The sequence below is a fragment of the Streptomyces sp. NPDC050806 genome (assembly GCF_055586425.1).
Window position 1 is genome coordinate 667,288 of sequence record NZ_JBVJIF010000003.1, and the last position, 26,235, is coordinate 693,522.

22 protein-coding genes and 3 pseudogenes are annotated in these 26,235 nt (G+C 73.3%); 14 read left to right on the forward strand and 11 right to left on the reverse strand.

The genetic code is table 11. The features are described 5' to 3' along the window. Nucleotides 1-53: 53 nt before the first annotated feature. Nucleotides 54-878: a serine hydrolase domain-containing protein gene (locus tag ACZ6WH_RS12275; protein ID WP_469727857.1), complete on the forward strand. Its 825-nt coding sequence runs from the start codon at nucleotides 54-56 to the stop codon at nucleotides 876-878. A gap of 20 nt (nucleotides 879-898) precedes the next feature. Here ACZ6WH_RS12275 and ACZ6WH_RS12280 read toward each other — a convergent pair whose 3' ends face one another. Next, nucleotides 899-1,591 (reverse strand): pirin family protein, encoded by a 693-nt coding sequence (locus tag ACZ6WH_RS12280; RefSeq protein WP_469727858.1) that lies wholly within the window; start codon nucleotides 1,589-1,591, stop codon nucleotides 899-901. Between the two features lie 58 nt (nucleotides 1,592-1,649). Here ACZ6WH_RS12280 and ACZ6WH_RS12285 point away from each other — a divergent pair, with 58 nt between their 5' ends. The 5 genes from ACZ6WH_RS12285 to ACZ6WH_RS12305 all read left to right on the forward strand — a co-directional run bounded on the left by ACZ6WH_RS12285 (nucleotide 1,650) and on the right by ACZ6WH_RS12305 (nucleotide 6,647). Beyond that, nucleotides 1,650-2,834: a PucR family transcriptional regulator gene (locus ACZ6WH_RS12285; RefSeq protein WP_030249149.1), complete on the forward strand. Its 1,185-nt coding sequence runs from the start codon at nucleotides 1,650-1,652 to the stop codon at nucleotides 2,832-2,834. 89 nt (nucleotides 2,835-2,923) lie between these two features. After that, nucleotides 2,924-3,880 (forward strand): ACP S-malonyltransferase, encoded by a 957-nt coding sequence (locus ACZ6WH_RS12290; RefSeq protein ID WP_469727860.1) that lies wholly within the window; start codon nucleotides 2,924-2,926, stop codon nucleotides 3,878-3,880. A gap of 13 nt (nucleotides 3,881-3,893) precedes the next feature. Further along, nucleotides 3,894-4,940 carry a ketoacyl-ACP synthase III gene (locus ACZ6WH_RS12295; protein WP_432853830.1) on the forward strand — a complete coding sequence of 349 codons (1,047 nt, stop codon included), beginning with the start codon at nucleotides 3,894-3,896 and terminating at the stop codon, nucleotides 4,938-4,940. Between the two features lie 101 nt (nucleotides 4,941-5,041). Next, nucleotides 5,042-5,290 carry an acyl carrier protein gene (locus ACZ6WH_RS12300; RefSeq protein ID WP_469727862.1) on the forward strand — a complete coding sequence of 83 codons (249 nt, stop codon included), beginning with the start codon at nucleotides 5,042-5,044 and terminating at the stop codon, nucleotides 5,288-5,290. A gap of 76 nt (nucleotides 5,291-5,366) precedes the next feature. Beyond that, on the forward strand, nucleotides 5,367-6,647 hold the full coding sequence (locus tag ACZ6WH_RS12305) for a beta-ketoacyl-[acyl-carrier-protein] synthase family protein (protein ID WP_432853836.1): 1,281 nt from the start codon (nucleotides 5,367-5,369) through the stop codon (nucleotides 6,645-6,647). Nucleotides 6,648-6,734: 87 nt separating this feature from the next. Here the strand turns inward: ACZ6WH_RS12305 and ACZ6WH_RS12310 are convergent, their stop codons facing one another. Both ACZ6WH_RS12310 and ACZ6WH_RS12315 read right to left on the reverse strand, forming a co-directional pair. Continuing rightward, nucleotides 6,735-7,613, reverse strand: a complete 879-nt coding sequence (locus ACZ6WH_RS12310) for an NAD(P)-dependent oxidoreductase (protein ID WP_469727864.1) — start codon at nucleotides 7,611-7,613, stop codon at nucleotides 6,735-6,737. A 63-nt stretch (nucleotides 7,614-7,676) separates the two neighbouring features. After that, nucleotides 7,677-8,171: a DUF3145 domain-containing protein gene (locus ACZ6WH_RS12315; RefSeq protein WP_030618245.1), complete on the reverse strand. Its 495-nt coding sequence runs from the start codon at nucleotides 8,169-8,171 to the stop codon at nucleotides 7,677-7,679. 325 nt (nucleotides 8,172-8,496) lie between these two features. Between ACZ6WH_RS12315 and ACZ6WH_RS12320 the strand changes: the two genes are divergently transcribed. The 5 genes from ACZ6WH_RS12320 to ACZ6WH_RS12340 are packed head-to-tail and all read left to right on the forward strand — an operon-like array spanning nucleotide 8,497 to nucleotide 14,192. Next, nucleotides 8,497-9,420, forward strand: coding sequence for an SGNH/GDSL hydrolase family protein (locus tag ACZ6WH_RS12320; RefSeq protein WP_469727866.1), 924 nt, complete (start codon nucleotides 8,497-8,499; stop codon nucleotides 9,418-9,420). 41 nt (nucleotides 9,421-9,461) lie between these two features. Then, a complete protein-coding gene (locus ACZ6WH_RS12325) occupies nucleotides 9,462-10,508 on the forward strand; it encodes an aldose epimerase family protein (RefSeq protein WP_469727867.1) in 1,047 nt (348 codons plus the stop codon). A 59-nt stretch (nucleotides 10,509-10,567) separates the two neighbouring features. Then, complete coding sequence (locus ACZ6WH_RS12330) at nucleotides 10,568-11,884, forward strand: pyroglutamyl peptidase (RefSeq protein ID WP_469727869.1); 1,317 nt, start codon at nucleotides 10,568-10,570, stop codon at nucleotides 11,882-11,884. Continuing rightward, a complete protein-coding gene (locus ACZ6WH_RS12335; protein WP_469727871.1) occupies nucleotides 11,881-13,242 on the forward strand; it encodes a nitrilase-related carbon-nitrogen hydrolase in 1,362 nt (453 codons plus the stop codon). The genes ACZ6WH_RS12330 and ACZ6WH_RS12335 overlap by 4 nt, the downstream gene beginning before the upstream one ends. Next, complete coding sequence (locus ACZ6WH_RS12340) at nucleotides 13,239-14,192, forward strand: ornithine cyclodeaminase family protein (RefSeq protein WP_469727872.1); 954 nt, start codon at nucleotides 13,239-13,241, stop codon at nucleotides 14,190-14,192. Before ACZ6WH_RS12335 ends, ACZ6WH_RS12340 begins: the two co-directional genes overlap by 4 nt. Here the strand turns inward: ACZ6WH_RS12340 and rbsK are convergent. From rbsK to ACZ6WH_RS12370, 6 genes and pseudogenes are all read right to left on the reverse strand, one after another. Continuing rightward, a complete protein-coding gene (gene rbsK / locus ACZ6WH_RS12345; protein WP_469727874.1) occupies nucleotides 14,159-15,091 on the reverse strand; it encodes a ribokinase in 933 nt (310 codons plus the stop codon). The genes ACZ6WH_RS12340 and rbsK overlap by 34 nt on opposite strands. 60 nt (nucleotides 15,092-15,151) lie before the next feature. Then, nucleotides 15,152-17,106: pseudogene (locus ACZ6WH_RS12350) on the reverse strand (ABC transporter permease/substrate-binding protein). Next, on the reverse strand, nucleotides 17,096-18,733 hold the full coding sequence (locus ACZ6WH_RS12355) for a sugar ABC transporter ATP-binding protein (protein ID WP_469727875.1): 1,638 nt from the start codon (nucleotides 18,731-18,733) through the stop codon (nucleotides 17,096-17,098). Before ACZ6WH_RS12355 ends, ACZ6WH_RS12350 begins: the two are co-directional and overlap by 11 nt. Nucleotides 18,734-19,005: 272 nt before the next feature. Next, nucleotides 19,006-19,995, reverse strand: a pseudogene (locus tag ACZ6WH_RS12360) (LacI family DNA-binding transcriptional regulator); the annotation flags it as partial. 558 nt (nucleotides 19,996-20,553) lie between these two features. Next, nucleotides 20,554-20,982 carry an organic hydroperoxide resistance protein gene (locus tag ACZ6WH_RS12365; protein ID WP_432853862.1) on the reverse strand — a complete coding sequence of 143 codons (429 nt, stop codon included), beginning with the start codon at nucleotides 20,980-20,982 and terminating at the stop codon, nucleotides 20,554-20,556. A 145-nt stretch (nucleotides 20,983-21,127) separates the two neighbouring features. Next, nucleotides 21,128-22,147, reverse strand: a complete 1,020-nt coding sequence (locus tag ACZ6WH_RS12370) for an NADP-dependent oxidoreductase (protein ID WP_432853864.1) — start codon at nucleotides 22,145-22,147, stop codon at nucleotides 21,128-21,130. Between the two features lie 96 nt (nucleotides 22,148-22,243). On the opposite strand from ACZ6WH_RS12370, the pseudogene ACZ6WH_RS12375 reads away from it, so the two are divergent. Continuing rightward, a pseudogene (locus ACZ6WH_RS12375) lies at nucleotides 22,244-22,663 on the forward strand (MarR family winged helix-turn-helix transcriptional regulator); the annotation flags it as partial. A gap of 150 nt (nucleotides 22,664-22,813) precedes the next feature. Next, nucleotides 22,814-23,437 (forward strand): mycothiol-dependent nitroreductase Rv2466c family protein, encoded by a 624-nt coding sequence (locus ACZ6WH_RS12380; protein WP_469727876.1) that lies wholly within the window; start codon nucleotides 22,814-22,816, stop codon nucleotides 23,435-23,437. Here the strand turns inward: ACZ6WH_RS12380 and ACZ6WH_RS12385 are convergent. Continuing rightward, entirely contained in the window at nucleotides 23,430-24,668 is a 1,239-nt protein-coding gene (locus tag ACZ6WH_RS12385; RefSeq protein WP_469727878.1) for a PucR family transcriptional regulator, read from the reverse strand. The genes ACZ6WH_RS12380 and ACZ6WH_RS12385 overlap by 8 nt on opposite strands. Further along, on the reverse strand, nucleotides 24,661-24,804 hold the full coding sequence (locus ACZ6WH_RS12390) for a hypothetical protein (protein WP_469727880.1): 144 nt from the start codon (nucleotides 24,802-24,804) through the stop codon (nucleotides 24,661-24,663). The genes ACZ6WH_RS12385 and ACZ6WH_RS12390 overlap by 8 nt, the downstream gene beginning before the upstream one ends. Before the next feature lie 357 nt (nucleotides 24,805-25,161). On the opposite strand from ACZ6WH_RS12390, the gene pgfA reads away from it, so the two are divergent. Further along, nucleotides 25,162-26,196 (forward strand): cell envelope lipid trafficking protein PgfA, encoded by a 1,035-nt coding sequence (pgfA, locus tag ACZ6WH_RS12395; protein ID WP_469727881.1) that lies wholly within the window; start codon nucleotides 25,162-25,164, stop codon nucleotides 26,194-26,196. The last annotated feature ends 39 nt before the right edge of the window (nucleotides 26,197-26,235 follow it).

Here is a 26,235-nt window from a genome sequence, read left to right on the forward strand (position 1 = left end):
GGCGCCGGGGGCACGCGGCGGGGGCCCGCGGGGCGTCCCTTAGGCTCGGGGCCATGGAGAGCCTGCGGATGATCGAGAACTGGCCGGTGCCCACCGCTGCGGCGGCCGTCGTACGAGCCGACGGCACGGTGGCCGGTACGCACGGGCCGCAGGAGCACCGTTTCGCGCTGGCCTCCGTGACCAAGCCGCTGGCCGCGTACGCAGTGCTGCTCGCGGTGGAGGAGGGCGCGGTCGAGCTGGACGAGCCGGCCGGTCCTGAGGGGGCGACGGTCCGGCACCTGCTGGCGCACACGTCGGGCCTGGCGTTCGACGAGGACCGGATCATGGCGCAGCCGGGGGCCCGCCGGATCTACTCCAACGCCGGTTTCGAGGCGCTCGGCGCGCACCTGGCGAAGGTCACCGACATCCCCTTCCCGCAGTATCTGAAGGAGGCCGTGCTCGATCCGCTGGGCATGGCGGCGACCGAGCTGCCTGCGGGTGGGTCGCCGGCCAAGGACGGCGTGTCGACCGCCGCCGACCTGGCCCGTTTTGGGGCCGAGCTGCTCGCGCCGCGGCTGGTCGCGCCCGAGACGCTGGCGGCGGCGACGTCGGTGGCCTTCCCGGGGCTGTCGGGTGTGCTGCCGGGGTACGGCAACCAGAAGCCCAACGACTGGGGGCTGGGTTTCGAGATCCGGGACGGCAAGACGCCGCACTGGACGGGTGCGGGGTCCTCGCCGCGTACGTTCGGGCACTTCGGGCAGGCCGGCACGTTCCTGTGGGTCGACCCGGACGCGGGCGCCGCCTGCGCCGCACTCGCGGACCGGGCCTTCGGTCCCTGGGCCATCGAGGCGTGGCCGCCCTTCACGGACGCGGTGCTCGCGGACCTGCGCGCCGCCTGAGCCCGGCCCCGCCCCGGCACTCAGCCGTACGTGGGCTCCGCCGGCATCTCCCACATCAGGACCTCCGCCGCCGATTCGGCGGTCAGCTCCAGTTCCTTGGCGTCGGTGACGCGTGCCGCGTCGCCCGCCTCCAGCAGCTTCTGGCCGCCGTCGGTGAGCGCGTCGCCGAGACGTACGGCACCCCGTACGACGTGCAGGCAGACCCGGGCGCCGTCCGGTACGGCCGTGCGGTCGCCCGCCGCGAGCCGCCGTACGTGCAGCATCGAGTCGGCGCGCGGCACGGCGTACGGGGTGCCGTCGGCGATCCCGCGCACCACCTCGTAGTCCGGTTCGCCGCCGGGCTCCGTGGGTGCCAGCCACATCTGGACAAAGCGCAGCGGTTCCGGGCCGTCGTTGCGCTCCACGTGACGTACGCCGCGGGCCGAGCCGAGCCGCTGGACGTCGCCGGGCCGTACGAGGGTTTCGTGTCCTGTGCTGTCGCGGTGGGTGAGTTCGCCCTCGACGACCCAGGTGACGATCTCGGTGTGGCTGTGCGGGTGTTCGTCGAAACCGGCGCCGGGCGCCAGCCGCTCCTCGTTGCACGCGATCAGCGCGCCGAACCTGATGTTGTCCGGGTCGTAGTGGTGGCCGAAGGAGAAGGCGTGGCGGGTCTCGATGCCGGCCTGCGGGTCCCCGCCGGGGTAGCGCTCCTGGGCTCTGCGCACCTGAATCATTCGGCCACCGTAGCCCCACCGCGCCATCACCCCGCCCCGATAAGGCAGGCTTGTGCCCGTGTCTGAACCCGCATCGCACGACGCCCACCCGCACTCCGCGACCCTCCGCCGGCTGGAGAAGTCCTCCGGCAAGCTCGCGGCCCATGCCATCGCCCGCATGGACGAGACACTGCCGTGGTACCGGGCGATGCCTCCGGAGAACCGGTCCTGGATCGGTCTGGTGGCCCAGGCGGGCATCGCGGCCTTCACGGAGTGGTTCCGGCATCCGGAGACTCCACAGGCGATCTCCACGGACGTCTTCGGTACGGCGCCGCGCGAGCTGACCAGGGCGATCACGCTGCGGCAGACCGTGGAGATGGTGCGCACCACGATCGAGGTCATGGAGACGGCGATCGACGATGTCGCCGCTCCGGGTGACGAGTCGGTGCTGCGTGAGGCGCTGCTGGTGTACGCGCGGGAGATCGCCTTCGCGACCGCGCAGGTCTACGCGCAGGCCGCCGAGGCGCGCGGCGCGTGGGACGCGCGGCTGGAGTCGCTGGTGGTCAACGCCGTGCTGTCCGGTGAGGCGGACGAGGGCGCGGTGTCCCGCGCCGCGGCGCTGGGCTGGAACTCCCCCGAGCACGTGGCGGTGGTCCTCGGTACGGCCCCGGACGGGGACAGCGAGCTGACGGTGGAGGCGATCCGGCGGGCGGCGCGGCACGCGAAGCTGCAGGTGCTGACGGGGGTGCTCGGGACGCGCCTGGTGGTGATCGCGGGCGGTTCGGACGAGCCGCTGAAGGCGGCGAAGGCGCTGATCGGGCCGTTCGCCGCGGGTCCGGTGGTGGCGGGCCCGGTGGTCTCCGACCTGCTGGCGGCGACGCGGTCGGCGCAGGCCGCGGCGGCGGGGCTGAAGGCGTGTGCCGCGTGGCCGGACGCGCCGCGTCCGGTGCTGGCCGACGACCTGCTGCCGGAGCGCGCGATGGCCGGTGACCCGGCGGCCCGCGACCAGCTGGTGGAGGAGATCTACAGACCACTGGAGGAGGCGGGCAGCGCCCTCCTGGAGACGCTGAGCGTCTATCTGGAGCAGGCGAGCAGCCTGGAAGGGGCGGCGCGGATGCTCTTCGTGCACCCCAACACCGTGCGCTACCGGCTGCGACGTGTGACGGACGTCACCGGATGGTCGCCGTCCGACGTCCGCTCGGCGTTCACCTTGCGTATCGCCCTCATCCTGGGGCGCCTGGCAGACGGTGAGGCGCAGCCCTAAGCTTTTGTCGGACACCAACAATTACCCAGATGGTTCTTCGTCCCTGTCCCCACGGGCGGGCGGGACCTCCCACAAGAGAGAGTGTGAGGGTGCTCGTACTCGTCGCTCCCGGCCAAGGCGCTCAGACGCCCGGCTTCCTGACTCCCTGGCTCGACCTTCCCGGTGTCGAGGACCGGCTCCGTGCCTGGTCCGACGCCATCGGCCTGGACCTGGTCCACTACGGCACGAAGGCGGACGCGGAAGAGATCCGCGACACCGCCGTCGCCCAGCCGCTGCTGGTCGCGTCCGCGCTGATCTCCTCGCGGCAGCTGTTCGCGACGCCGGAGGACTTCGCGGCCCGCGTCGGCGCCGCCGCCGGCCACAGCGTCGGTGAGCTGGCCGCCGCCGCGCTCACCGGCGTGCTGCCGGACGAGGCCGCGATGGCGCTCGTGCGCAAGCGCGGCCTGGCCATGGCCGAGGCCGCGGCCGTCACCGAGACCGGCATGTCCGCCCTGCTGGGCGGCGAGCCGGACGTCGTGCTGCCGCACCTGGAGAAGCTGGGCCTGACCCCCGCGAACGTGAACGGCGCGGGCCAGATCGTGGCCGCCGGCACCGCCGCGCAGCTGGCCGCGCTGGCCGAGGACAAGCCGGAGGGCACCCGGCGGGTCGTCCCGCTGAAGGTGGCCGGCGCGTTCCACACGGTCCACATGGCCCCGGCCGTCTCGGTGCTGGAGACCGCGGTGGCGGAGCTGTCCGCCACCGCTCCGCACACCCGGTACGTCTCGAACAAGGACGGCGCGGCCGTCGCCTCCGGCCAGGAGGTCGTGGACCGCCTGGTGGGCCAGGTGGCCAACCCGGTGCGCTGGGACCTGTGCATGGAGACCTTCAAGGAGCTGGGCGTCACCGCGATGATCGAGGCGGCTCCCGGCGGGACCCTCGTCGGCCTGGCCAAGCGCGCGCTGCCGGGTGTGAAGACCCTCGCGCTGAAGACGCCGGAGGACCTCGACGCGGCCCGCGAGCTGATCGCCGAGCACGCTTCTCCCGCTGCCGAGAACTCGGCCGGATAAGGAGACCACGAGCATGACCTCGAAGATCAAGCCCTCGCAGGGCGCCCCGTACGCGCGCATCATGGGCGTGGGCGGCTACCGCCCCGTCAATGTCGTGCCGAACGAGGAGATCCTCAAGTACATCGACTCCTCCGACGAATGGATCCGGTCGCGCTCGGGCATCTCCACGCGGCACTGGGCGGGCCCGGAGGAGACCGTCGCGGCGATGTCGGTGGAGGCCGCGGGCAAGGCGATCGCCGACGCCGGCATCACGCCGGAGCAGGTCGGCGGCGTGATCGTCTCGACGGTCTCGCACTTCAAGCAGACCCCGGCGGTGGCCACGGAGATCGCGCACCGCATCGGTGCCGGCAAGCCGGCCGCGTTCGACATCTCCGCCGGCTGCGCGGGCTTCGGGTACGGCCTGACCCTCGCCAAGGGCATGGTCACCGAGGGCTCGGCCGAATACGTGCTGGTCATCGGCGTGGAGCGGCTGTCGGACCTGACCGATCTGGAGGACCGCGCGACGGCCTTCCTCTTCGGTGACGGTGCCGGTGCCGTGGTGGTCGGTCCCGCGCAGGAGCCGGCCATCGGCCCGACGGTCTGGGGCTCGGAGGGCGACAAGTCCGAGACGATCAAGCAGACCGTGGGCTGGGACGCCTACCGCCGCACCCCGGTGCCCGGCGGCGACGGCCCCGGCGACCAGCTGGCCCTGGACGAGATCCGCTACCCGGCGATCACCCAGGAGGGCCAGGCGGTCTTCCGCTGGGCGGTCTTCGAGATGGCCAAGGTCGCCCAGGAGGCGCTGGACGTGGCCGGCGTCAGCCCGGCGGATCTGGACGTCTTCATCCCGCATCAGGCCAACATGCGGATCATCGACTCGATGGTGAAGACGCTCAAGCTGCCCGAGTCGGTCACGGTCGCCCGTGACGTGGAGACCACCGGAAACACCTCGGCCGCCTCGATTCCGCTCGCGATGGAGCGGCTCCTGGCGACCGGTCAGGCCAAGAGCGGCGACACCGCACTCGTCATCGGGTTCGGGGCGGGTCTCGTGTACGCCGCCACGGTCGTTACTCTCCCCTAGGCAAGATCTACACAGCACGGGCGTCCCGTACGCTCCGGCCGCTGTGCGGAACTTCACCACAAAGCACAGTTTCACTCGAAAAACACCGAAGGAGCGCCATCATGGCCGCCACTCAGGAGCAGATCGTCGAAGGTCTCGCCGAGATCGTCAACGAGATCGCCGGGATCCCCACCGAGGACGTCAAGCTGGACAAGTCCTTCACCGATGACCTGGACGTCGACTCGCTGTCCATGGTCGAGGTCGTCGTCGCCGCCGAGGAGCGCTTCGACGTCAAGATCCCCGACGACGACGTCAAGAACCTGAAGACGGTCGGCGACGCCACCAAGTACATCCTCGAGCACCAGAGCTGACCCAGCTCCGCATGTCGCCACCCCGCGGTGGCGCCGTCGATTCTCGACCCCTCTACCTGTGGAGACAAGAATTCCCGTGAACGCGACCAATCGCACCGTGGTCGTCACCGGTATCGGCGCAACCACACCGCTGGGTGGCGACACCGCTTCGACCTGGGAAGGTCTGCTGGCGGGCCGCTCCGGCGTGCGGCCCCTGGAAGACGAACGCTTCGCCGACCTCCCCGTCCGGATGGCCGCCACCGCGGCCGTCGACCCGGGTGAGGTCCTGCCCCGTCCCGTCTCCCGCAAGCTGGACCGTTCGGCGCAGTTCGCGCTGATCGCCGCGCGCGAGGCGTGGGCCGACGCCGGTTTCACCGGCCCGGCCGGCGAGGACACCACCGAGGACGGCTCGGCCGTCGTCACCCCCGAGCGCCTGGGCGCCGTGATCGCCTCCGGCATCGGCGGCGTGACCACCCTGCTCGACCAGTACGACGTGCTGAAGGACAAGGGCGTACGCCGCGTCTCCCCGCACACCGTGCCCATGCTCATGCCCAACAGCCCGTCCGCCAACGTCGGCCTGGAGGTCGGCGCGCAGGCGGGCGTGCACACCCCGGTGAGCGCCTGCGCCTCGGGCGCCGAGGCCATCGGGTACGCCATCGAGATGATCCGCACCGGCCGTGCCGACGTGGTCGTCGCGGGCGGCACTGAGGCGGCGATCCACCCGCTGCCCCTCGTCGCCTTCGCCAACATGATGGCGATGTCGAAGAACAACGACGAGCCGACCAAGGCGTCGCGCCCGTACGACACCGCCCGGGACGGCTTCGTCCTCGGTGAGGGTGCCGGCGTGGTGATCCTGGAGTCGGCCGAGCACGCCGCCAAGCGTGGCGCCCGTGTGTACTGCGAGGCGCTGGGCCAGGGCCTGTCCGCCGACAGCCACCACATCGCGCAGCCGGAGCCGACCGGCCGCGGCATCGCGGCCGCCGTCCAGAACCTGCTGGACGACACCGACCTCAAGCCGGCCGAGCTGGTGCACCTCAACGCGCACGCCACGTCCACACCGCTGGGCGACATCGCCGAGATCAAGGCGCTGCGCCGGGTGCTGGGCGACGAGGTCGACCACATCGCGATCTCCGCGACGAAGTCGATGACCGGCCACCTGCTGGGCGGTGCGGGCGGCATCGAGACCGTCACGACGGTCCTGTCGCTGTACAACCGTCAGGCCCCGCCGACCATCAACGTCGACAACCTCGACGAGGAGATCGACGCGGACATCGTGCGCGACGAGCCCCGGCAGCTGCCGGAGGGCACCATCGCGGCGATCAACAACTCGTTCGGCTTCGGCGGCCACAACGTGGTCCTCGCCTTCCGTACGGTCTGACGCACGCGTCGTACGTGAGTCGTACGTGACGAGGCCCGCCCCGGCTCTCCGGGGCGGGCCTCCTCGCGTACTGGCCGGCGCGCGTCCCTACTTCTCGTCGAAGCTCGCGAAGTAGGACGCCGCCATGTCCTCGTCGCCATGGCCCCGTTCCGTGGCGCGGCGGAAGCGTTCCGCGCCGGCGGCCTGGACGTCCAGGCGGACGCCGGCCGCCTCGCCGGCCTCGACGATGAGCCGGGCGTCCTTCTCGGCGGTGCGGGTGGCGAAGCTGGGGTCGAGGTCCCCCGCGACCAGCGCCTGGGTCTTGGCGCGCAGGTAGCCCATGTCGAGCGGGCCGCCCGCGACGGCGTCCAGGAACTCCTGCGGGGCGACGCCGAGGCCCTTGGCGAGGGCCATCGCCTCCGCAGCGCCGTGGGTGACGGTCAGCACCCAGCTGTTGATGACGAGCTTGAGGCGGGTGGCGGCGCCCTCGTCGCCGTTCTCGCCGATCCAGTTCGTACGGCTGCCGATCGCTTCGAAGACGGGCGCGAGCAGTTCGCGTGCGGCACCCGGCCCGGCCGCGAGCACGACGAGCTGTCCCGCCTCGGCGGGCGCCTTGGTGCCCAGGACGGGCGCGTCGACGAAGACCAGGCCGTGTTCCTGGGCGAAGCGTGCGAGCTCGCCGAGGGATTCGATGCCGGCGGTGGTGCACTGGGCCCAGACCGTGCCGGGGCTGAGCGCCGTACCGGCGGCGCGCAGGGTCTCCAGCGCTGCCGGGCCGTCGTGCAGCATCGTCAGGACGACGTCGGCGCCGTCCACGGCCTCGGCGGGGGTGCCGGTGACGCGTGCGCCGTCCTCGGCGAGGGGTTCGGCCTTGGCGCGGGTGCGGTTCCACACTCGGACGTCCAGGCCCGCCCTGGCGAGGTTGCGGGCCATCGCCGCGCCCATGATCCCGGTGCCGAGCACTGCCACTGAGGTGTTGTCAGCCATGCGGGCACCGTAGGCGCTGGAGTGCGCTCGAAGGCAACGGCGCGCGGCGCGTCCCGCCGCCCCTCAGACGACCTGATGCAGCCAGCGGACCGGGGCTCCCTCGCCGGCGTACCGGAAGGGCTCCAACTCGTCGTCCCAGGGCTTGCCGAGGAGCTTGGCCACCTCGGCCTCCAGGTCGGTCTCGCCGCGCGCCGAGCGGGCCAGCGCGGCCCGCAGCCGGTCCTCGGGGATCAGGATGTCGCCGTGGATTCCCGTGACGGCGTGGAAGATGCCCAGGTCGGGGGTGGAGCTGTAGCGCTCACCCTCGGCGGCGGCGCACGGCTCTGCGGTCACCTCGAAGCGCAGGAGGTGCCAGCCGCGGAGCGCGGAGGCCAGTTTGGAGGCCGTGCCGGACTCGCCCTGCCAGGAGAACTCGGCGCGCCAGGTGCCGGGCGAGGCGGGCTGGCGGATCCAGTCGAGATTGACGCGCACGCCGAGGACGCCCGCGACGGCCCATTCGACGTGCGGGCACAGCGCGCGCGGAGCGGAGTGGACGTACAGAACTCCACGTGTCGTCACCGGGACCTCCAGTACGGTTCGAGGTTCGCCTTCCCCAGCGGCCTCGTGCCCGTTCCGGTCGCGGCCGGGACAGCTGCTGACATTCTGCCCCAATGATCACTTCGGCACCAGCACGCAAGGTTACCTACAGTAAACACCATGGGGCTCAATTCGCCACAAAAGGGACAGGAAATGACGTGTTGTAATTTGTTCGTACGGAGTGCGCTACTCCTTCGTGTCGCCGCCCGACGGCCACGGGGCAAAGCTACCGCGCTGTGACCGCCGAGGAGTGACGTACCGTCGCTCACGGAAGAGATATCACTCGCACGTCGGAGGGGGACAGGGGATGGCAAAGATCGAACGGGCCGCCGCACGCCCCCGCCGGCGGCCGGTAACGCTGCCGGCGGCACTCGTGACGGCACTGCTCCTCACCGTCCCGGCCTGCGGTTCCGGGGCCGGCGACGACAACTCCCCAGGCGCGCACGGGCGCACGGAACCGGCCCGTCCGCACCCGTCCCCCACACCGGTTTGGGACACCCGTCCGGACTCGGTGGCCGCGCTCGGTGACTCGATAACGGCAGGCTTCGACGCCTGCGGGCTGCTCGCCGACTGCTCGGCCGCCTCCTGGGCCACGGGCACCGACCCCGCGGTCCGCAGCCTGGCGAGCCGCCTGGTCGCGAAACAGTCCGGGCACGCCTGGAACTTCGCGCGCACCGGAGCGCTCATGGTCGATCTGCCACGCCAGATCGACCGCGCGATTCCGCACAAACCCGAACTTGTCACGATCCTGGTCGGGGCCAACGACGCCTGCCGCAACAACGCCTCCGCCATGACGCCGACGGCCGATTTCCGCGCCGGTTTCCGGACGGCCCTCCAGAAGCTGCGCAAGGCGCTGCCCAAGACGCAGGTCTACGTCGCCGCGGTGCCCGATCTGCTGCGTCTGTGGTCGCAGGGCAGGCAGAACCCGGTGGGCAAGCAGGTGTGGAAGCTCGGGATCTGCCAGTCGATGCTGCGCGACGCCGACGACGTCTCGTCCGCGGCGAACAGCCGCAGAGCCGAGGTGCGGGACCAGGTGGTGGCGTACAACGAGGCGCTGCGCGAGGTCTGCGAGTCCGACCGCCGCTGCCGGTTCGACCAGGCGGTTTTCGACTACCGCTTCACCGGTCGGGAGTTGAGCGAATGGGACTGGTTCCACCCCAGCAAGCGGGGCCAGCGGCAACTGGCCGAGATGGCCTACCGCACCGTCACCCGTGCCGAGGGCCGGAGCTGACCCGGCGCACGGGCGGGCGCGCGCGGGCATAAGGTCACCGCATGAGCGCGACGCACGCCGCCGAAGAGCCCTTCGGCACCCTGGAAAACGGCAGTATCGTCCACCGCTGGACACTCGAAGCAGGCGCAGTCCGGGTACGGATCCTGACGTACGGCGGGGTCGTGCAGAGCATCGAGACACCGGACCGGCACGGCGAGCGGGGCGAGATCGCCCTCGGCTTCCCGGACGCCGCCGGGTACGAGGCGCACGGCGAGTCGTACTTCGGGGCGCTGGTGGGGCGGTACGCGGGCCGCATCGGAGGCGCCGCCTTCCCCCTCGGCGGGAAGCGGTACGTCCTCCCCGCCAACGACGGCCCGAACTGCCTGCACGGCGGGGTCGCGAACTTCTCCACGGCCGTGTGGGACGCCGCGCCGTGCCCGGACGGGGTGGAACTGCGGCGGACCAGTCCGGACGGCGAGGAGGGCTTCCCGGGGGCGCTGGACGTCCGCGTCCGGTACACCCTCTCCGCGGCCGGCGAGCTGACCTGCGCCTACCGCGCCACCACGGACGCGCCGACCGTCCTCAACCTCACCAACCACACGTACTTCGACCTCAGCGGGGACGGCAGCGGCGGCGCGGAGACCCACTGCCTCCGAATGGCAGCGGATCACTACCTCCCCGTGGACCCGACGGGCATCCCCGCCGGGCCGCCGGCCCCGGTGGCGGGCACCCGCTTCGACTTCCGGGCCCGCCGTACGGTCGGCCGCGGCTACGACCACACGTTCATGGTCGGCGACGGCTCCGGGACGATCGGCACGCCCTCCGAGGAGGCACCCGCGCCGCGCCCGGTGGCCGAGCTGAGCGACCCCTCCTCGGGGCGCGTCGTACGGCTGGCCACGACGGAGCCGGGCGTACAGCTCTACACCGCCGAGCACCTGGACGGTACGTACGCGGGCACCACCGGCCGTCCCTATGAGGCGGGCGCCGGCCTCGCCCTGGAGACGCAGCACTTCCCCGACTCGCCCAACCGTCCGGACTTCCCGGGCACGGTGCTGCACCCGGGACAGGTGTTCCGGTCGCGGACGGTGTACGCGTTCACGGCGGAGTGAGGCAGCGGCGTCCGGTTGCCCTCTACCGGCACATGGACCCCTCCCGCTTTACTCGCCCCATGAGACGCATACGTACCAGGCTCCTCGCCCTCGGGGCCGCGCTGACCACCGCGCTCCCCCTGGTCCTGACCGCACCGGCCACCGCCCTGGACCGGGCTCCGGACACGGGCCCGTCGCCGGTCGCCGTGGAGGAGCAGCGGCTCGCCCTGGAGGCGCCGCGGGAGATCCTGCGGCGCAGCGGGTTCGGCGACGCCGGGCCGGAGTTCGCCCGGGGGCTGGCTGCGACGCGGTCCTACGGGGCGGCGAAGCGGTACGTCGCGCGGGCCGGACAGGCGCTGTGGGAGCGGGCCGTGGACCGGGTCCAGGGGCGTGGCCCGGCGGGCGGGAATCTCAGCCGGGACGACGACCGGCCGCTGTACTGGGCGCGGCTGGAGATGACGCGTGCGCTGCGGGAGTGGCAGCCGTCCTTCGGGCTCTCCGACGCGCGGCGTGCGGCGCTGTCCGGTGCGCTGGAGCGCGCCTCCCGGGGCGAGGACTCGATCGGCCTTCCGGCGGGCCGGCGGGTCACGCGCGTCGTGGTGACCGGCTTCGACCCGTTCCAGCTGGACGCCGATCCGCGGCGCAGCAACCCCTCGGGCGCCGCGGCGCTGGCGCTGGACGGGACGACGGTGCGTACGGCTTCGGGGAGGACGGTGCGGATCGAGACGGCGGTCTTCCCGGTCCGCTGGTCGGACTTCGCCGCGGGGACCGTGGAGCACACGCTGCTGCCGCGCTTCCGGCCCGGACCGCGCCAGGTCGATCTCTTCACCACGATCAGCCAGGGCAGGCCCGGCCGCTTCGACGTGGAGCGCACCAACGGGGCCTGGCGGGGCGGCTACCCGGACAACGCGCGCGAGTCGCGCACGGAGACGGTGCCCGTCCCGCGCGGCGTGCCCACGGTCCGCCCGCAGCCCCAGTGGACGGGCACGACGCTGCCGTACGCGGCGCTCGCGGGCAGCGCGACCGGCCCGTACCCGGTGCACGACAACACCGAGGTCACCGAGATCCCGGCGGGCGGCAGCGAGCCGGTGAAGCGCCCCGACGGCCCGACGCCGGGGTCCACGGCCCGCGCGGGCGGCGGTGGCGACTACCTCTCCAACGAGATCGCCTACCGGGCGACGCTGCTGCGGGACGCGGTGGATCCGTCGCTCTCCGGCGGCCATCTGCACACCCCGGTCCTGGAGTTCGGGCCCGGGAACACCGATCCGGCGACCGGCACGGTCACCGACCCGGTCTTCGTCCGCAACCGCGTCGCGATCGTCGGCCAGGTGCGTGAGCTGGTGCGGAAGGCCGTGTCGTGCCGGTTGTCAGTGGGCGGATGCATGATGGACAAATGATCGTCGCAGCAGCGCAGTTCGCCCCCGTCCCGCTGGACGCCGCCGCCAACGCCGCGCGGATGGCCGGGTTGATCACCGAGGCCGCCGGGCGCGGCGCCGGGCTCGTCGTCTTCGCCGAACTGGCCCTGACGGGTTATGAGCTGGACGGCATCGCGGCGGCGCCGGGCCGGTTCGCGTACGCGGCGGACGACCCGGTCCTCGCGCCGGTGACGGCCGCCTGCCGGGCGACGGGCACCGCGGCGGTGGTCGGCTGCCCGGCGCCCGCGGCGGACGGCGGCCCGGCCCTGGCGTCGTACGTCTTCGGCCCGGACGGCGCGCTGCTGACCCGCTACGACAAGCAGCATCTGTACGGCCCGGAGAAGGCGGTCTTCACGCCGGGCCGCGCGGACGGCCGGTGCACGCTCGGCGGCCTCCGCATCGCCCTGGCGACGTGCTACGACACCGCGCACGCCGAGGTGTGGGAGCGGGCCGCGGCGGACGGCTGCGGGGTGCTGCTGGCGAGCGCGTTCCACGGTGCGGCGGAGCGGACCGAGGAGTACGCGGCCGACGCCCGGAGGTACGGCCTGCACGTGGTCCTGGCCAATGGCCTCGGCCCCGGCAGCCCCGGCCCCGCCTGCGGGCTGAGCGGCGCGTGGTCCCCGGCCGGCGGGCGGATCGCCGACGCGGGTGCCGGGACCGGCCTCGCGCTCGCCGACCTGCGGGAGCGGATCACACTGATGACGGACCCGGCGGTGGCGGCCGTGCCGGTCGTGGAGTGCGGCGAGCCGCTGGTCGACGTGCGGACGGCGGCGCCGGAGCTGCTGGTCTCGGAGATCCGCGAGGACCCGGCGGGCGCCTTCGCGTTCCTGCGCGCGGGCGTGCTGGAGCGGCTGCTGCGCGCCCAGGAGTCGCTCCCCGACGGCCTGCGGCTGCGGCTGGCGGAGGGGTACCGCCCGCCTGCCCTGCAGCGCCGCTATTTCGAGGAGTACACCGACGAGCTGCGGGCCGCGTATCCGGAGTGGCCGCCCGCACGCCTGCGGGACGCCGCCGGCCGGTACGTCTCCCCGCCGGAGATCGCCCCGCACAGCGCGGGCGGCGCGGTGGACCTGCTGCTGGTCGCGGCCGACGGCACGGAGCCGGACATGGGGACACGCCTCAACGCCGACCCCGAGGAGAGCGGCGGCGCGTGCTACACGAACGCACCCGGCCTGAGCCCGGAGGCCCGTGCCCACCGCCGGATACTGGGCGCCGCGCTCTCCGGCGCTGGCCTGGTCAACTACCCCACGGAGTGGTGGCACTGGTCGTACGGCGACCGCTACTGGGCATTGATGACCGGTGCGGAGCACTGCCTGTACGGCCCGAAGGAGCTGAGCACATGACGCGGGACACGACGCCGCTGCTGATCGGTGACGAGGAGGTGCGGGCGCGGCTGGACGCGGGGACGGCGGTGGCGGCGGTGCGCCGGGCGCTCCTCGCCCACCACCGCAAGGAGCTGGCGGCGCCGGCCCGGCTTGCAGCGCCCGTGGGCGACCGCGACCTGGTGTTCACCGCGGGCGCCGACACCGCCGGCGCCCGGCACGGCTTCCGGGCGTACGACACCCGAGGCGGAGCACAGCTGGTCGCCGTCTGGGACAGCGCCGGGGGCGCGCTGCTCGCCGTCGTGCACGGTCAGGAGCTGGGCCCGCGGCGCACGGGCGCGATCGGCGCGGTGGCGGTGGACGCGCTGGCCCGGCCCGACGCGGCCCGGCTGGGGGTGATCGGCGCGGGCACCCAGGCGTACGCGCAGCTGTGGGCGCTCGCGCAGATACGGAGGCCGGCCGAGGTGACCGTCTTCGCCCGCCGCCCGGAGCGGCTGCGGGCGTTCGTGGCCCGGGTCCGCGCGGAGCTGGGCCTCGCGGCGGTGGCGGCCCCGGCGGCCGAGGCGGCGGTGCGCGGCCAGGACGTCGTGATCACCGCGACCTCCAGCCGCTCCCCCGTCCTGGAGGCCGACTGGGTCGCGCCCGGCACGCACATATCGACGCTGGGCACCAAGACCCGTACGGGCTCGGAGATCCCGCCGGAGCTGATCGCGCGCGCGGACGTGCTCGTCACGGACTCCCGGGCGCAGACCGTCGCGTACGGCCCGGACCATCTCATCGACCCGGCCGCCGCGGCCGAGCTGGGGGCCGTGCTGGCGGGCGAGGCGCCGGGCCGCGCCTCCGCCGGTCAGATCACCCTGTTCTCGTCGGTGGGACTGGCCGGTACGGAGGTCGCGGTGGCGGCGGAGCTGGCCCCTCGGGGCGCCGGCGGCCCGCCTCAGGCGCCGGGGAGTTCGTCCGGCGTCGGGTAGGAGGGCTGCGCTCCGGGCTTGGTGACGGCGGCGGCGCCGACGCGTACGGCGTAGCGCGCGGCCGTCGCCAGGGACTCGCCGCGGGCGAGCCGGGTGGCGAGGGCACCGGTGAAGGCGTCGCCCGCCCCCGTCGTGTCCACGGCCGTCACCCGCACGCCCGGTACGGTCGCTGCCCCGTCCGCGTCCAGGACGTACGCGCCGTCGCCGCCGAGGGTGACGACGACCGAGCGGGCGCCGAGCGCGCGCAGCGCACGGGCCCAGTCGGCCGGGCCGCCGTCCGCGGCGCCGGAGATCCGGCGTGCCTCGTGCTCGTTGACCACCAGCGGGTCGGCGGCGGCGAGCAGTTGGGGGGCCAGGCTCTCGGGCGCCGGGGAGGGGTTGAGCACGACGCGGGTGCCGGCCTCGCGGGCCGCGGTGACCGTGGCCTCCACGGTCTCCATCGGGATCTCCAGCTGGAGGGAGACCACGGCGGCGGCCGCGATCACCTTGTGCGCCGCGGCGATGTCCTCCGGGCTGAGCGCCGCGTTGGCCCCGAGCGAGACCACGATGCTGTTGTCCCCGTCGTCCCCGACGATGATCATCGCGGTGCCGGTACGGGCCTGCGGGTCGGCGATGACGTGCCTGACGTCCGTGCCGGCCGCGCGCTGCGCGTTCAGCAGCAGCTCGCCGTAGGAGTCCTCGCCGACCCGTGCCAGCAGGGCGGTCCGGCCGCCGAGCCGGGCAGCGGCTGCGGCCTGGTTGGCGCCCTTGCCGCCCGCCGACTCGACGAGGTCGGTACCGAGCACGGTCTCGCCCGCGTCCGGCCGCCGGTCCACCCGGACCGTCAGGTCGGCGTTGGCCGAGCCCACCACCAGCACGTCGTAGTCGTAGTTGTGTGCGTCCACGTCCGCCGTTTCCATTCTTCGTTCACTGCCGGGCGGCGGTGTGCCGCCGCCCGGTGTCCTGCTGCCGCGCCGCGGTCATCCGTCGAACCGCGCCGCGTTCTTCTCCGTCACCAGCACCACCGGCACCTTGACCGCCTTGGGCAGCGGCTGGTGCCTGGCGGCCTTGAGCGCCCAGTCCACGGCCTGCTTGCCGAGCAGCTCGGGCTGTTGCGCGACGACCGCCGTCAGGGTCCCATTCCGTACCGCTTCGATGCCTTCCGGCGTGCCGTCGAAGCCCACGACCCGCACGGACTTGCCCGACTTCGCGCCGAGCGCCTTCGAGGCACCGAGCGCCATCTCGTCGTTGGCGGCGAAGATCCCGCCGAGGTCGCGGTGGGCCTGGAGCATGTTGGTCGTCACGTCCATCGCCTTGGCGCGGTCGAAGTCGGCGGGCTGCCGGGCGACGACCTCGATGCCGGGGTACTTCTTGATGCCCTCCTCGAAGCCCTGGCCGCGTTCGCGCGCCGCCGAGGTGCCCGCCTGCCCTTCGAGGAACGCCACCTTGCCCTTGCCGCCGAGCGATTCGGCGAGGGTCTTCGCGGCGAGCCGGCCGCCCGCGACGTTGTCGGAGGCGATGGTCGAGCCGACCTTGCCGCCGTTGACGCCGCGGTCGAAGGCGATGACGGGGACGTTGGCGCGGTTGGCGACGCCCACGGCCGGTACGGCGGCGTCGGAGTCGACCGGGTTGATGATCGCGGCCTTGACGTCCTGGCTGGTGAACGTCTCCATCTGGTTGATCTGCTGGGTGGGGTCGTTCTGCGCGTCGGTGATGTTGATCTTCACCCCGCGCCGGTCGGCCTCGGCCTGCGCGCCCGCCTTGATGCCCACGAAGAACGGATTGTTCATGGTGGACAGGGCGAGGCCCAGGTCCGTGTCCCCGCCCCGGTCGCAGCCGCTGAGGGCGACGGCGGCCAGTACGGCGCCCACCACCCCGAGCGCTCCGGTGCGCCCGCGCGTCGTACGCCGCTTCATCGCGTTCCCCCTCACCGCGCGCTCCGTCGCCGCAACGTGTCCAGCAGCACCGCGAGGGCGATGACCAGGCCGGTCGCGACCTGCTGCCAGAACGCCGAGACGCTCAGCAGGTTCAGGCCGTTGCGCAGCACCGCGAGGATCAGCGCGCCGATGAGCGTGCCGGACGCCTTGCCGGCGCCGCCGGAGAGGCTGGCGCCGCCGATCACGACGGCCGCGATGGCGTCCAGTTCGTAACCGGTGGCGGCCTGCGGCTGGGCGGAGGTCAGCCGGGCCGCCAGCACGATGCCGGCGACCGCGGCGAACAGCCCGGACATCGCGTAGATGACCAGCTTGCGGCGCTTGACGTGAATGCCGGAGAGCCGGGCCGCCTCCTCGTTGCCGCCGATGGCGAACATCGCGCGCCCGGTGTACGTACGGGCCAGCACCAGCGCCGCGATCAGCCCCATCACGATCATGACGAGGACCGGTACGGGCAGCCAGCCGCCGAGGGTGTCGCCGAGCTTGCTGACCGAGGCGGGGAACGCGATCGGCGAACCGCCGGATATCACCAGCGCGAGGCCGCGGCCCACGGAGAGCATCGCGAGCGTGGCGATAAAGGCGGGCAGCTTGCCGTACGCCACGAGCGCGCCGGAGAGCAGGCCGGCCACCGCGCCGACCAGCAGCCCGAGGAGCACGGCCACGACGATCGGCAGGCCCTCGGTGGTGGCCGCCCAGGCGACGACCGTCGCGGAGAGCGCGGCGACCGAGCCGACGGACAGGTCGATGCCGGCCGAGACGATCACGAAGGTGACGCCGAACGCCAGGATCGCGGTGACGGAGGCCTGTACGCCGACGTTGAGGAGGTTCTGCCCGTTCAGGAAGTCCCCGGACAGCACCGCCATCACCACGACCAGCGCGATCAGGCCGCCCAGCGGCCCGTTCCGCAGCACCGCGCGGGAGAACCACGGTCCGAAGCCGTCCCGGGCCGGCGCCTCCCCCACCGCCTCCGCGGCGGCTCCCGTCTTCACCTCAGTGGACATCGGAGCCCTCCATCGCGCTCTCGTCGTTGTTCGTGGTCCCGGGCGCGGCCTGGAGCGCCAGCTCCATCACCGCGTCCTGGGTGGCCTCGGCGGCCGGCAGCTCACCGGCCAGCCGGCCCTGGGACATCACCAGCACCCGGTCGCTCATCCCGAGCACCTCCGGCAGATCGCTGGAGATCATCAGCACGGCCCGGCCGGACGCGGTCAGTTCGTTGATGAGCCGGTAGATCTCGACCTTCGCGCCGACGTCGACGCCGCGCGTCGGTTCGTCGAGGATCAGCAGCCGGGTGTCGGTCAGCAGCCACTTGCCGATGACGATCTTCTGCTGGTTGCCGCCGGAGAGGGTGCGGACGCTCTGGCCCAGCCCGCTCATCCGTACCTTCAACTGCCCCGCCACCCGCGCGGCTTCGCGCCGCTGCGCACCCCGGTCCACCAGGCCGCCGCGGGTGTCGCGGTGCAGCCGGGCGAGGGTGAGGTTGTCCTGGAGCGACGCGTCCAGGAGCAGCCCCTGGCCCTTGCGGTCCTCCGGTACGAGGCCCAGCCCGGCGCGCATCGCCGCGCGCACGTCGCCGCGGGCCAGCTCCCTGCCGTCGATCTCGACGGTGCCGGCGTCGTACGCGTCCACCCCGAAGATCGCGCGGGCGACCTCGGTACGGCCCGCGCCCACCAGCCCGGCGACACCGACGACCTCCCCGGCCCGCACCTCGAAGCCGATGTCCTGGAACACCGGCCCGCCCTTGGACCCGTTACGGCTCAGCCCACGCACCCGCAGCAGCGGCGCGCCCGGCTCCTCGGGGCGCTCGCGCGGGTACTGCTCGGCGATGTCCCGGCCCACCATGAGGCGGATCAGCTCGTCCTCGTCGGTGCCGGCGGGCACCTCGGCCACCGAGCGGCCGTCGCGCAGCACGGTGACCCGGTCGCCGAGCGCGCCGATCTCCTCCAGGTGGTGGGTGATGAAGATGATGCCGACGCCGGCCTCGCGCAGCTCGCGGACGAGCCCGAAGAGCGTTTCCACTTCCTCGGAGGTGAGCACGGCGGTCGGCTCATCCATGATCAGTATTCGCGCTTTCAGGCTCAGCGCCTTGGCGATCTCGACCATCTGGAGCCGGGCGATGCCCAGTTCGGCGACGGGCGTGTTCGGGGAGACGTCCAGCCGTACGCGTGCCAGCAGCTCGGCGGCGCGGGCCCGCATCGTCTTCTTGTCGACCAGGCCGAGCGCGGTGCGCGGCTGCCGGGCGAGGAAGACGTTCTCGGCGACGGTCAGGCCGGGGACGAGGTTGAACTCCTGGTGGATGGTGGCGATGCCGAGCCGTTCGGCGTCCTGCGCGGAGCGGATGTGCACCTCGCGCAGGCCCGCGCCGCCGTCGTCGGCCGCGGCCCGGTGACCGTCCTTGACGTGACCGCCGTCGGCCAGAATGCGGCCGCCGTCGGGCCGGTGGGCGCCGGAGAGCATCTTGATCAGGGTGCTCTTGCCCGCGCCGTTCTCACCGAGCAGTACGTGCACCTCGCCGGCGCGCAGACTCATGTCCACGCCGTCCAGCGCCCGCACTCCGGGGAACGACTTCGTCACCCCCTCCACGCGCAGCAGTTCGCGGCCGCCCGGTACGTCATCGTTGACGCCGGTCATGCGCTGCCCCTCTCGTTGTGGCTGTCGTCTGAGGTCTCGCAACTGTGGGAGGACTCGACGCCCTCCGGGGAAGTGGCGGCGGGGCCGTCGGTAGAGGCAGGGCCTCCGGCGCGGCCGGGGTCTTCGGCGCAGCCGGGGCCGTGGGGGGAGGCGGGGCCTTGGCTGGCGGTGGGGTCCGGGCGGCCGGTGGAGGCGGCGCCATGGGTGGAAGCGGGGCCGCCTTCGGCGCCGAGGGTGGGGGGCTCCGTGGCTCCGGGGCGCGGTGTTTCGTCCGGTTCGCCGCAGGAGCGGCGCGGTACGAGGCGGGCGGGGAGCAGGACGGACTCGGCGGGTCTGCCCTCGATGCGGGCCAGCAGGGTGTGGACGGCCGCCCGGCCCAGCTCGCGTGTCGGCTGCGCGATGGCGGTCAGCGGCGGATCGGTGTGCGCGAACCACGGCACGTCGTCGTACACCACCAGCGCCACGTCGTCCGGCACCCGCAGCCCCCGCGCCCGGAGCTCGTCCATCGCGCCGAGCGCCATCAGGTTGTCGGTGGCCAGCACCGCGTCCGGCGGCTCCGGCAGGTCCAGGAAGCCGCGCATCACCCGGCGGCCCCCGGTGTGCTGGAGGTCGGGCGTCGAGCCGACCCGCTCGTCGGGCAGCTCGATGCCGTACGCCCACAGCGCCTCCCGGAAGGAACGCAGCCGGTCGGTGCCGGTGCGGGTACCGGCCGGCGCGACGATGATCGCGGGGCGGCGGCGGCCGAGCGCGGCGAGGTGGGCGGCGAGGTCGACGAGCGCGTCCCGGCCGTCGGCCCGTACACAGGGCACGTCGAGCCCGTCCACGGCACGGTCCAGCAGCACCAGCGGCGTGCCGGCCGCGGCGACCTCGCGCAGCACGGGCGAGCCGGTACCGGCCGAGGAGACCAGCAGGCCGTCGATCCGCCGGTCGACGAGCGTACGGATGTGATCGTCCTGCTGCTGCGGGCTCTCGCCGGCGTTGCCGATCACCAGGCTGTAGCCAAGGCTGCGGGCCTCGTCCTCCACCGCGTCGGCCAGCTCGGTGAAGAACGGGTTGGTGAGGTCGCTGATGATCAGGCCGAGCGCGCCGGTACGGGCGGTGCGCAGGGCGCGGGCGACGTTGTTGGGCCGGTAGCCGAGCTCGGCCACGGCGGCGAGCACGCGGTCCCGGGTGGCCGCGACCGGCGAGTTGCCGTTGAGGACGCGCGAGACGGTGGCGACGGACACGCCGGCCCGTTCGGCCACGTCCTTGATGTTCGCCATGGCGCCTTTGCCATCCCGTTCTGCCGTGGAGCACGGACGGCGGGACTCCGCCCGGCCGCCGCGATGAAATCGATTACGTGCGTGACTGCGGCGCCTACGTAATCGATTTCATGACCCTCCCGTCAAGGCATCGCACGAGTAGCCTGCGTCACACCGGACACATGGTGCCCGTCCCTGCGCACAACGGGAAGACCGCCTCACCCCTGCGGCGACGGCCCCGACACCCCGCATCGGGGCGGACGGGCACGCGAGGGTACGGGCCGGGCTCGCGCCGGACAGCGGACACGGACTCGCTGCGGCGTACGGGCCCCGGCGTACGGGCCCGCCGCGGCGTACGAACTCGCGGGCACGCGAAGGCCGCGTGCCCCTCCGGCGCGGGGCAGGCCGGCGCGGGGCGGTCCGAGTCTGGGGCGCTGCGGCACTTCGTGCGCGTACGCCGAAGGGCCGCACCCCTGCGTGGGGTGCGGCCCTTCATAGGATGCGGCCCTCAAGGCCGAGCTCCTGGGCGGAGGCGCCGCACACCTCGCGGCGTACGGCGGCTCCGGGAGACGCGCGGCGTCAGCCGACGGTCAGGGTGACCTCGATGTTGCCGCGGGTGGCGCTGGAGTACGGGCAGACCTGGTGCGCCTTCTCCACCAGCGCCTTGGCGGTGTCCGCGTCGACGTTCGGGATCGAGGCCGAGATCTCGACCTTGAGACCGAAGCCGCCGGCCGGGGTCTTGCCGATGCCGACCTTGGCGGTCACCGTCGAGCCGGAGACGTCCGCGCTCTCCTGGCGCGCCACCACGCTGAGCGCGCCCTGGAAGCAGGCGCTGTACCCGGCGGCGAAGAGCTGCTCGGGGTTGGTGCCGGCGCCGCTGCCGCCCTGCTCCTTGGGCGGGTTGACGACGACGTCGAGCTTGCCGTCGTCGGAGGCGACACGGCCGTCACGGCCGTTCTCCGCCGTGGCGACAGCGGTGTAGACGACGTCGACGGGCTGGATGGACATACGGATTCCTCTCGTACGTACGCCGCGACTCGCGCCCACGATCGCGACGGCTTGCCCCGAGCCTAGCGGTCCTCCGCAAGGGTCCCGCCGGCCAGGGGGCTTGACCGGCGCCCCGGACCGCGCCGGGCGCGCCTCGCCGTCCCGGTCAGGCGGGCAGGCTGACGACCATCTTGCCGGTGTTCTCGCCGCGGAGCAGGCCGAGGAACGCCTCGACGCCGTTCTCCACGCCCTCCACGAACGTCTCGCGGTACTTCAGCTCGCCGGACCGCACCCACGCCGAGACCTCCTCGACGAACTGCGGCTGGAGGTCGTAGTGGTCACCGACGAGCAGGCCCTCCATGCGGAAGCGCTTGGCGATGATCTGGGCGAGGTTGCGCGGGGCCGGGGTCGGCTCGGTCGCGTTGTACTGCGAGATCATGCCGCAGACGGCGATCCGGCCGTGCAGGTTCAGCCGCCCGATGGCCGCCTCCAGGTGGTCCCCGCCGACGTTGTCGAAGTAGACGTCGATGCCGTCGGGCGCGGCCTCCTTGAGCTGGTCCTTCACCGGGCCGTTCTTGTAGTTGAACGCCGCGTCGAAGCCGTACTCCTCCAGCAGGACCTTGACCTTCTCGTCCGAGCCGGCCGAGCCGATCACCCGGGAGGCGCCCTTGAGCCTGGCGATCTGGCCGACCTGGCCGCCGACCGCACCCGCGGCGCCGGAGACGAAGACCGCGTCGCCCTCCTTGAAGTCCGCGACGCGCAGCAGACCGGCGTAGGCGGTCAGGCCCGGCATGCCCAGCACGCCGAGGTAGGTGCTCAGGGGGGCCGCGTCGGGGTCCACCTTCACCGCGGTCTTGGCGTTGACCGTGGCGTACTCGCGCCAGCCGGCGAAGTGCAGCGCCTGGTCGCCGACGGCGAAACCCTCGGCGTTGGAGGCGATGACCTCGCCGACCGCACCGCCCTGCATCGGCTTGTCCAGCTCGAACGGCTCGACGTAGGACTTCGCGGTGCTCATCCGGCCGCGCATGTACGGGTCGACGGAGAAGTAGCGGTTGCGGACCAGGATCTGGCCCTCGCCGGGCTCACGGACCTGAGCCTCGCGCAGAGCGAAGTCGGCCGGGGTCGGCCAGCCCTGCGGGCGGGCGACGAGGTGCCATTCACGGCCGGTCGTGGGGAGTGCGGACATGCCCGGAGCCTCCAGATACGGAAGATGTTTCAGTTACTGAAACAACCATGCTCCTGAATATTTCACGTTGTCAAGCAACGCGCTATCCTCGTGTGCATGACGCCTCGCACCGACCCGTTGACCCTTGAGGTCGTGGAACTGATCGGCACCGTCGTCGCCCGCTATCACGAGGAGTACGAGCACGCGGCCGCCGAGTACGCGCTGACCGGCGCCCAGGCCCGCGTCCTGGGTCTGCTCGCGCGCGAGCCGCTGCCCATGCGCCGCATCGCGCAGCGCCTGAAGTGCGAGCCGTCGAACATCACCGGGATCGTGGACCGCCTGGAGTCCCGTGGCCTGGTCGAGCGCCGCCCCGACCCGGCCGACCGCCGCGTCAAGCTCGCTGCGCCGACCGACGAGGGCCGGGCCACCGCGCGGGAGCTGCGGGCCGCGCTCGGCTTCGCCCGCGAGCCCCTGGGCGGCCTGACGGTCACCGAGCGCACGGTGCTCAAGGAGCTGCTGCGCCGGATGCTGGGCCTGGACGACGCCGACGCCGACGCCGCGGTCGGCACACCGGACACGGACGGCACGCAGCACGCGGACGGCGCACGGGACACGGGCGGTGCACCGGACACGGGCGGCGGCGCCCGTACCGACGCGGGATGAACCACCGCGCTCTAATCTGAGGCCATGACCACCGAGAACAGCCGGCCTGCCGTCGACTTCTACTTCGATCCGCTCTGCCCCTTCGCCTGGATCTCCTCCCGCTGGATCCTGGAGGTGGAGCGCCACCGCGACCTCGACCTGCGCTTCCGGGTCATGAGCCTCTCCGTCCTCAACGAGGACCGCGAGGACCTCCCGGACCAGTACAAGGAACTGCTGGAGCGGGGCTGGGGCCCGGTCCGCGTCTGCATCGCCGCCGCCCAGCAGCGGGGCGAGGAGGTGCTGCGCGACCTGTACACCGCGCTCGGCACCCGTATCCACAACGAGGGCCGCGGCGAGGAGATGGCCGCGGTGATCGCGGAGGCGCTGGCCGAGACCGGGCTCCCGGCCGAGCTGGCCGAGGCGGCGCAGAGCACCGCCTACGACAAGGCGCTGCGCAAGAGCCACCACGAGGGCATGGATCCGGTCGGTTCCGAGGTCGGCACGCCCACGATCCACATCGACGGGGTGGCCTTCTTCGGGCCCGTGCTGTCCGCGATCCCGCGCGGCGAGGAGGCGGTACGCGTCTTCGACGGCGCCCGGCTGCTCGCCGGTTACGACAAGTTCTTCGAGCTCAAGCGGACCCGCACCGGCGATCTCGACTTCAGCTGACCCGGCGCCCTTCGGTGGCCGTCCCGCCCGCCGCCGCGCCCTCCTGTAAGCGCCGCGCGCGCAGCACCAGTTCCAGCGCGAAGCGGCGGTCCGGGTCGTCCAGGTCCGCGCCCCACAGGTCGCGGAGCTGGCGCAGCCGGTAGCGGACGGTCTGCGGGTGCACGCCGAGCCGGGCGGCCACCTCGGGGGCGCCGCCGCGCGTCTCCAGCCAGGCGAGCAGGGTGTCGGCGAGCCGCCGGGCGTGACCCGGGCCGCAGCTCTCCAGGGGCGCGAGGCTGCGCCGGGTGAGGTCGGCGATCAGCTCTTCGGGGGGCAGCAGGACGAGCGCTTCGGTGTGCTCGGTACAGCGCAGCAGCTCCCCCGGGGGCAGCAGGCCGCGCTCCACGAGGGCGAGCGCGGCCTCCGCCCAGCGCAGTGAAGCGGCGGCAGCGGCGAGCGGTACGGGCGGCCCGACCGCGCCCGACCAGCCGTACGTGGCCCGCGCCAGCAGTTCGTGGCGGCCCGCCGCGTCCGGTTCGGGCAGGATCACGCACGGCCGCTCCCGCTCCATGTCCAGCAGGACGCCGGGCCCGACGGCCGGCGCCACGGCCTCCCGGGCGGGCCGGGTGAGCACGGCGACGGCGACGCGTTCGGGCAGCGGCCAGCCGATCCGGGCGGCGCGCTCCGCGACGGCCGGGCCGCCGTCCAGGAGCTCCGCCATCAGCTGCCGCTGCAGCCGCAGCCGCTCGCCGGCCTGCCGGGCGGCGGCCTCGGCGTGGCCGCGTACGGACTGGGCGACCAGCCCGTCCAGGTACGCGAAGCCGGATTCGGCCAGTTCGTACATCGCGGGGGCCGGGATCTCCGCCTGCTGGCCGATCTCCGCGAGCCGCCGCCAGGCCAGCCGTACGCCGAGCCGGTAGATGGCCTGCAGAGCGTCCAGGCTGCGGCCGTGCAGCCCCTCGCCCCGGCCGAAGTCCTGGAAGTCCTGCGGCGGCACCTGGGGCCGCTCACCGCCCGTGGTGACGTGCGTGACGAAGTGCTCCAGCGCCCGGCGGATGCCGACCAGCGCCTTGGGCTCGCCCAGTTCGTCCAGGACGACCGGCAGTTGCGGGAACTCGCGCCGGATCTCGCACAGGATCTCCTCGGCGAGGGTGGGAACCCGGTCCATGGCCAGGGTGGCGAAGCGGTGCACCTGGAGGCGCGGCACGTCCCGCCAGGCCGGGCCCACGGCGGTCGCCGCCCGCCTACTCACCGGTCCGGTCGAAGGTGACCAGCGGGACGTTCGGCTGCTCCGGTGTGGCGTTCAGCGCGGCGGCGCCCAGGCCCGCGCCGACGGCGAGCGCGGCGGCGGCGATACAGGTCAGGGTGGCGGCGAGCAGTCTCGGCATGGCGCGGCTGACCCTTCGTCGTGGCGGCGGGCGCGGCGCCCGGCACGGTCTGACGGCTGGCGCGATGTGCCGAGTCTGAAAGGGAGTTGACGGGCTGTCAAGTACTCCCCTACGGTTCCCGGGCCGATGGCCGGGAACCGCCTCCGGGACGCTTTCGGCCCGCTTCCGGCTTTCCTTCGGCCCGCCTCCGTACACCGCCACGCGCCCCCGCGGGGCCGCCGCTACCGTGTCCCGCCCGGGCCCGTGCGCCCGTCCTCGTACAGCGCCGCAGCCCGGCCGGCCTGCCCGGGTCCCGGGCCACCGAAGTCGCTCCACGTGCACTGCCCCCCGCCCCTGCCTCACCACAGGAGTGCCCGTATGCGGAAGACTGCCTCACCCCTTTCCCTGGCCCTGCTGGGCAGCGGTGTGTTCCTGCTGGTACTGGCGGCGATGCTCGCCTGGTACGTGGCGCCGCGCGCCGCACGCACCCCCGTGGACGTCGATGTCACCACGGTCTTCACCGGCACCGGGCGCTACTTCGAGACGGCGGACCTGGAGACCAGAAAGGGCCGGATCACCGTCACCCGTCACGTGCTCGGCGACGTGGCGGCCAGTGAGCGCAGCGGCCAAGCCGTGTGGGACGTGTCCACCACCGTCGACACCCCTCGGACGCTGCGGCTGAAGGACCCCCGTAAGTCGCTGCTGTGGACCACGGCGCGCTGGGTCTCCGACCGGCGGACGAACGAGCCGGTGCACTGCTGTGGCGAGTCCCCCGCGCACTACGAGGGCGAGGCGTACCTGAAGTTCCCCTTCGATGTGCAGCGGCGGACCTACCGCTGGTGGGACGACACACTGCAGGCGGCGGTCCCGCTGGAGTACGCCGGGAAGCGGCGCGTCGCGGGCTACGAGGGCTATGCGTTCACCGGGTCCGTGCCGCCCGCCAGGACCGGCAGCAGGCAGGTGCCGGGCAAGCTCGTGGGCCGGCCGAAGCAGCCGCAGATCCAGGCCGAGGAGTGGTACGCCAACGCCGGGATCGAGCTGGTCGTGGACCGGCGCACCGGCCGGATCATCGACGCGGTGATCTCGCCGCGCAGGACGCTGCGGGTGCCCGGTGGGCAGCGGGACGTGGTCACCCTGCTGGACGGCCGCCGGCTGCGCTTCACGCCCGCCACCCGCCGCGCCCAGGTGGCGCTGGCGGACGCGGACGCCACGAAGCTGCGGCTGGCCGGTGAGACGGTCCCGCCGTGGACGGCCGGGGCGGGCGGCGTACTGGCCCTGGCGGGCGCCGTCCTGGTGGCGATCGGGCGGCGGCCGCGCCCCGATACTGCGCGCGGTGACGAACAACCGGACGCAGCGGGGCCGGAATTTGTCACTCCGGTGAGTGGCCAGAGCGGGGCGCGCGGCGAACACTGACGACCCCACGGGCCACCGGCACTTTCCGGTCGGCTCGTT

Excerpts from the sequence above, each read along its gene's own strand:
- ACZ6WH_RS12340 (WP_469727872.1), top strand. The coding sequence starts at position 13,239 with ATGACGCGGGACACGACGCCGCTGCTGATCGGTGACGAGGAGGTGCGG.
- ACZ6WH_RS12320 (WP_469727866.1), top strand. The coding sequence starts at position 8,497 with ATGGCAAAGATCGAACGGGCCGCCGCACGCCCCCGCCGGCGGCCGGTA.
- ACZ6WH_RS12310 (WP_469727864.1), bottom strand. The coding sequence starts at position 7,613 with ATGGCTGACAACACCTCAGTGGCAGTGCTCGGCACCGGGATCATGGGC.
- ACZ6WH_RS12335 (WP_469727871.1), top strand. The coding sequence starts at position 11,881 with ATGATCGTCGCAGCAGCGCAGTTCGCCCCCGTCCCGCTGGACGCCGCC.
- ACZ6WH_RS12300 (WP_469727862.1), top strand. The coding sequence starts at position 5,042 with ATGGCCGCCACTCAGGAGCAGATCGTCGAAGGTCTCGCCGAGATCGTC.
- ACZ6WH_RS12330 (WP_469727869.1), top strand. The coding sequence starts at position 10,568 with ATGAGACGCATACGTACCAGGCTCCTCGCCCTCGGGGCCGCGCTGACC.
- ACZ6WH_RS12370 (WP_432853864.1), bottom strand. The coding sequence starts at position 22,147 with ATGTCCGCACTCCCCACGACCGGCCGTGAATGGCACCTCGTCGCCCGC.
- ACZ6WH_RS12295 (WP_432853830.1), top strand. The coding sequence starts at position 3,894 with ATGACCTCGAAGATCAAGCCCTCGCAGGGCGCCCCGTACGCGCGCATC.
- ACZ6WH_RS12365 (WP_432853862.1), bottom strand. The coding sequence starts at position 20,982 with ATGTCCATCCAGCCCGTCGACGTCGTCTACACCGCTGTCGCCACGGCG.
- ACZ6WH_RS12280 (WP_469727858.1), bottom strand. The coding sequence starts at position 1,591 with ATGATTCAGGTGCGCAGAGCCCAGGAGCGCTACCCCGGCGGGGACCCG.
- ACZ6WH_RS12380 (WP_469727876.1), top strand. The coding sequence starts at position 22,814 with ATGACCACCGAGAACAGCCGGCCTGCCGTCGACTTCTACTTCGATCCG.
- ACZ6WH_RS12325 (WP_469727867.1), top strand. The coding sequence starts at position 9,462 with ATGAGCGCGACGCACGCCGCCGAAGAGCCCTTCGGCACCCTGGAAAAC.
- rbsK (WP_469727874.1), bottom strand. The coding sequence starts at position 15,091 with ATGGAAACGGCGGACGTGGACGCACACAACTACGACTACGACGTGCTG.
- ACZ6WH_RS12275 (WP_469727857.1), top strand. The coding sequence starts at position 54 with ATGGAGAGCCTGCGGATGATCGAGAACTGGCCGGTGCCCACCGCTGCG.
- ACZ6WH_RS12390 (WP_469727880.1), bottom strand. The coding sequence starts at position 24,804 with ATGCCGAGACTGCTCGCCGCCACCCTGACCTGTATCGCCGCCGCCGCG.
- ACZ6WH_RS12355 (WP_469727875.1), bottom strand. The coding sequence starts at position 18,733 with ATGACCGGCGTCAACGATGACGTACCGGGCGGCCGCGAACTGCTGCGC.
- pgfA (WP_469727881.1), top strand. The coding sequence starts at position 25,162 with ATGCGGAAGACTGCCTCACCCCTTTCCCTGGCCCTGCTGGGCAGCGGT.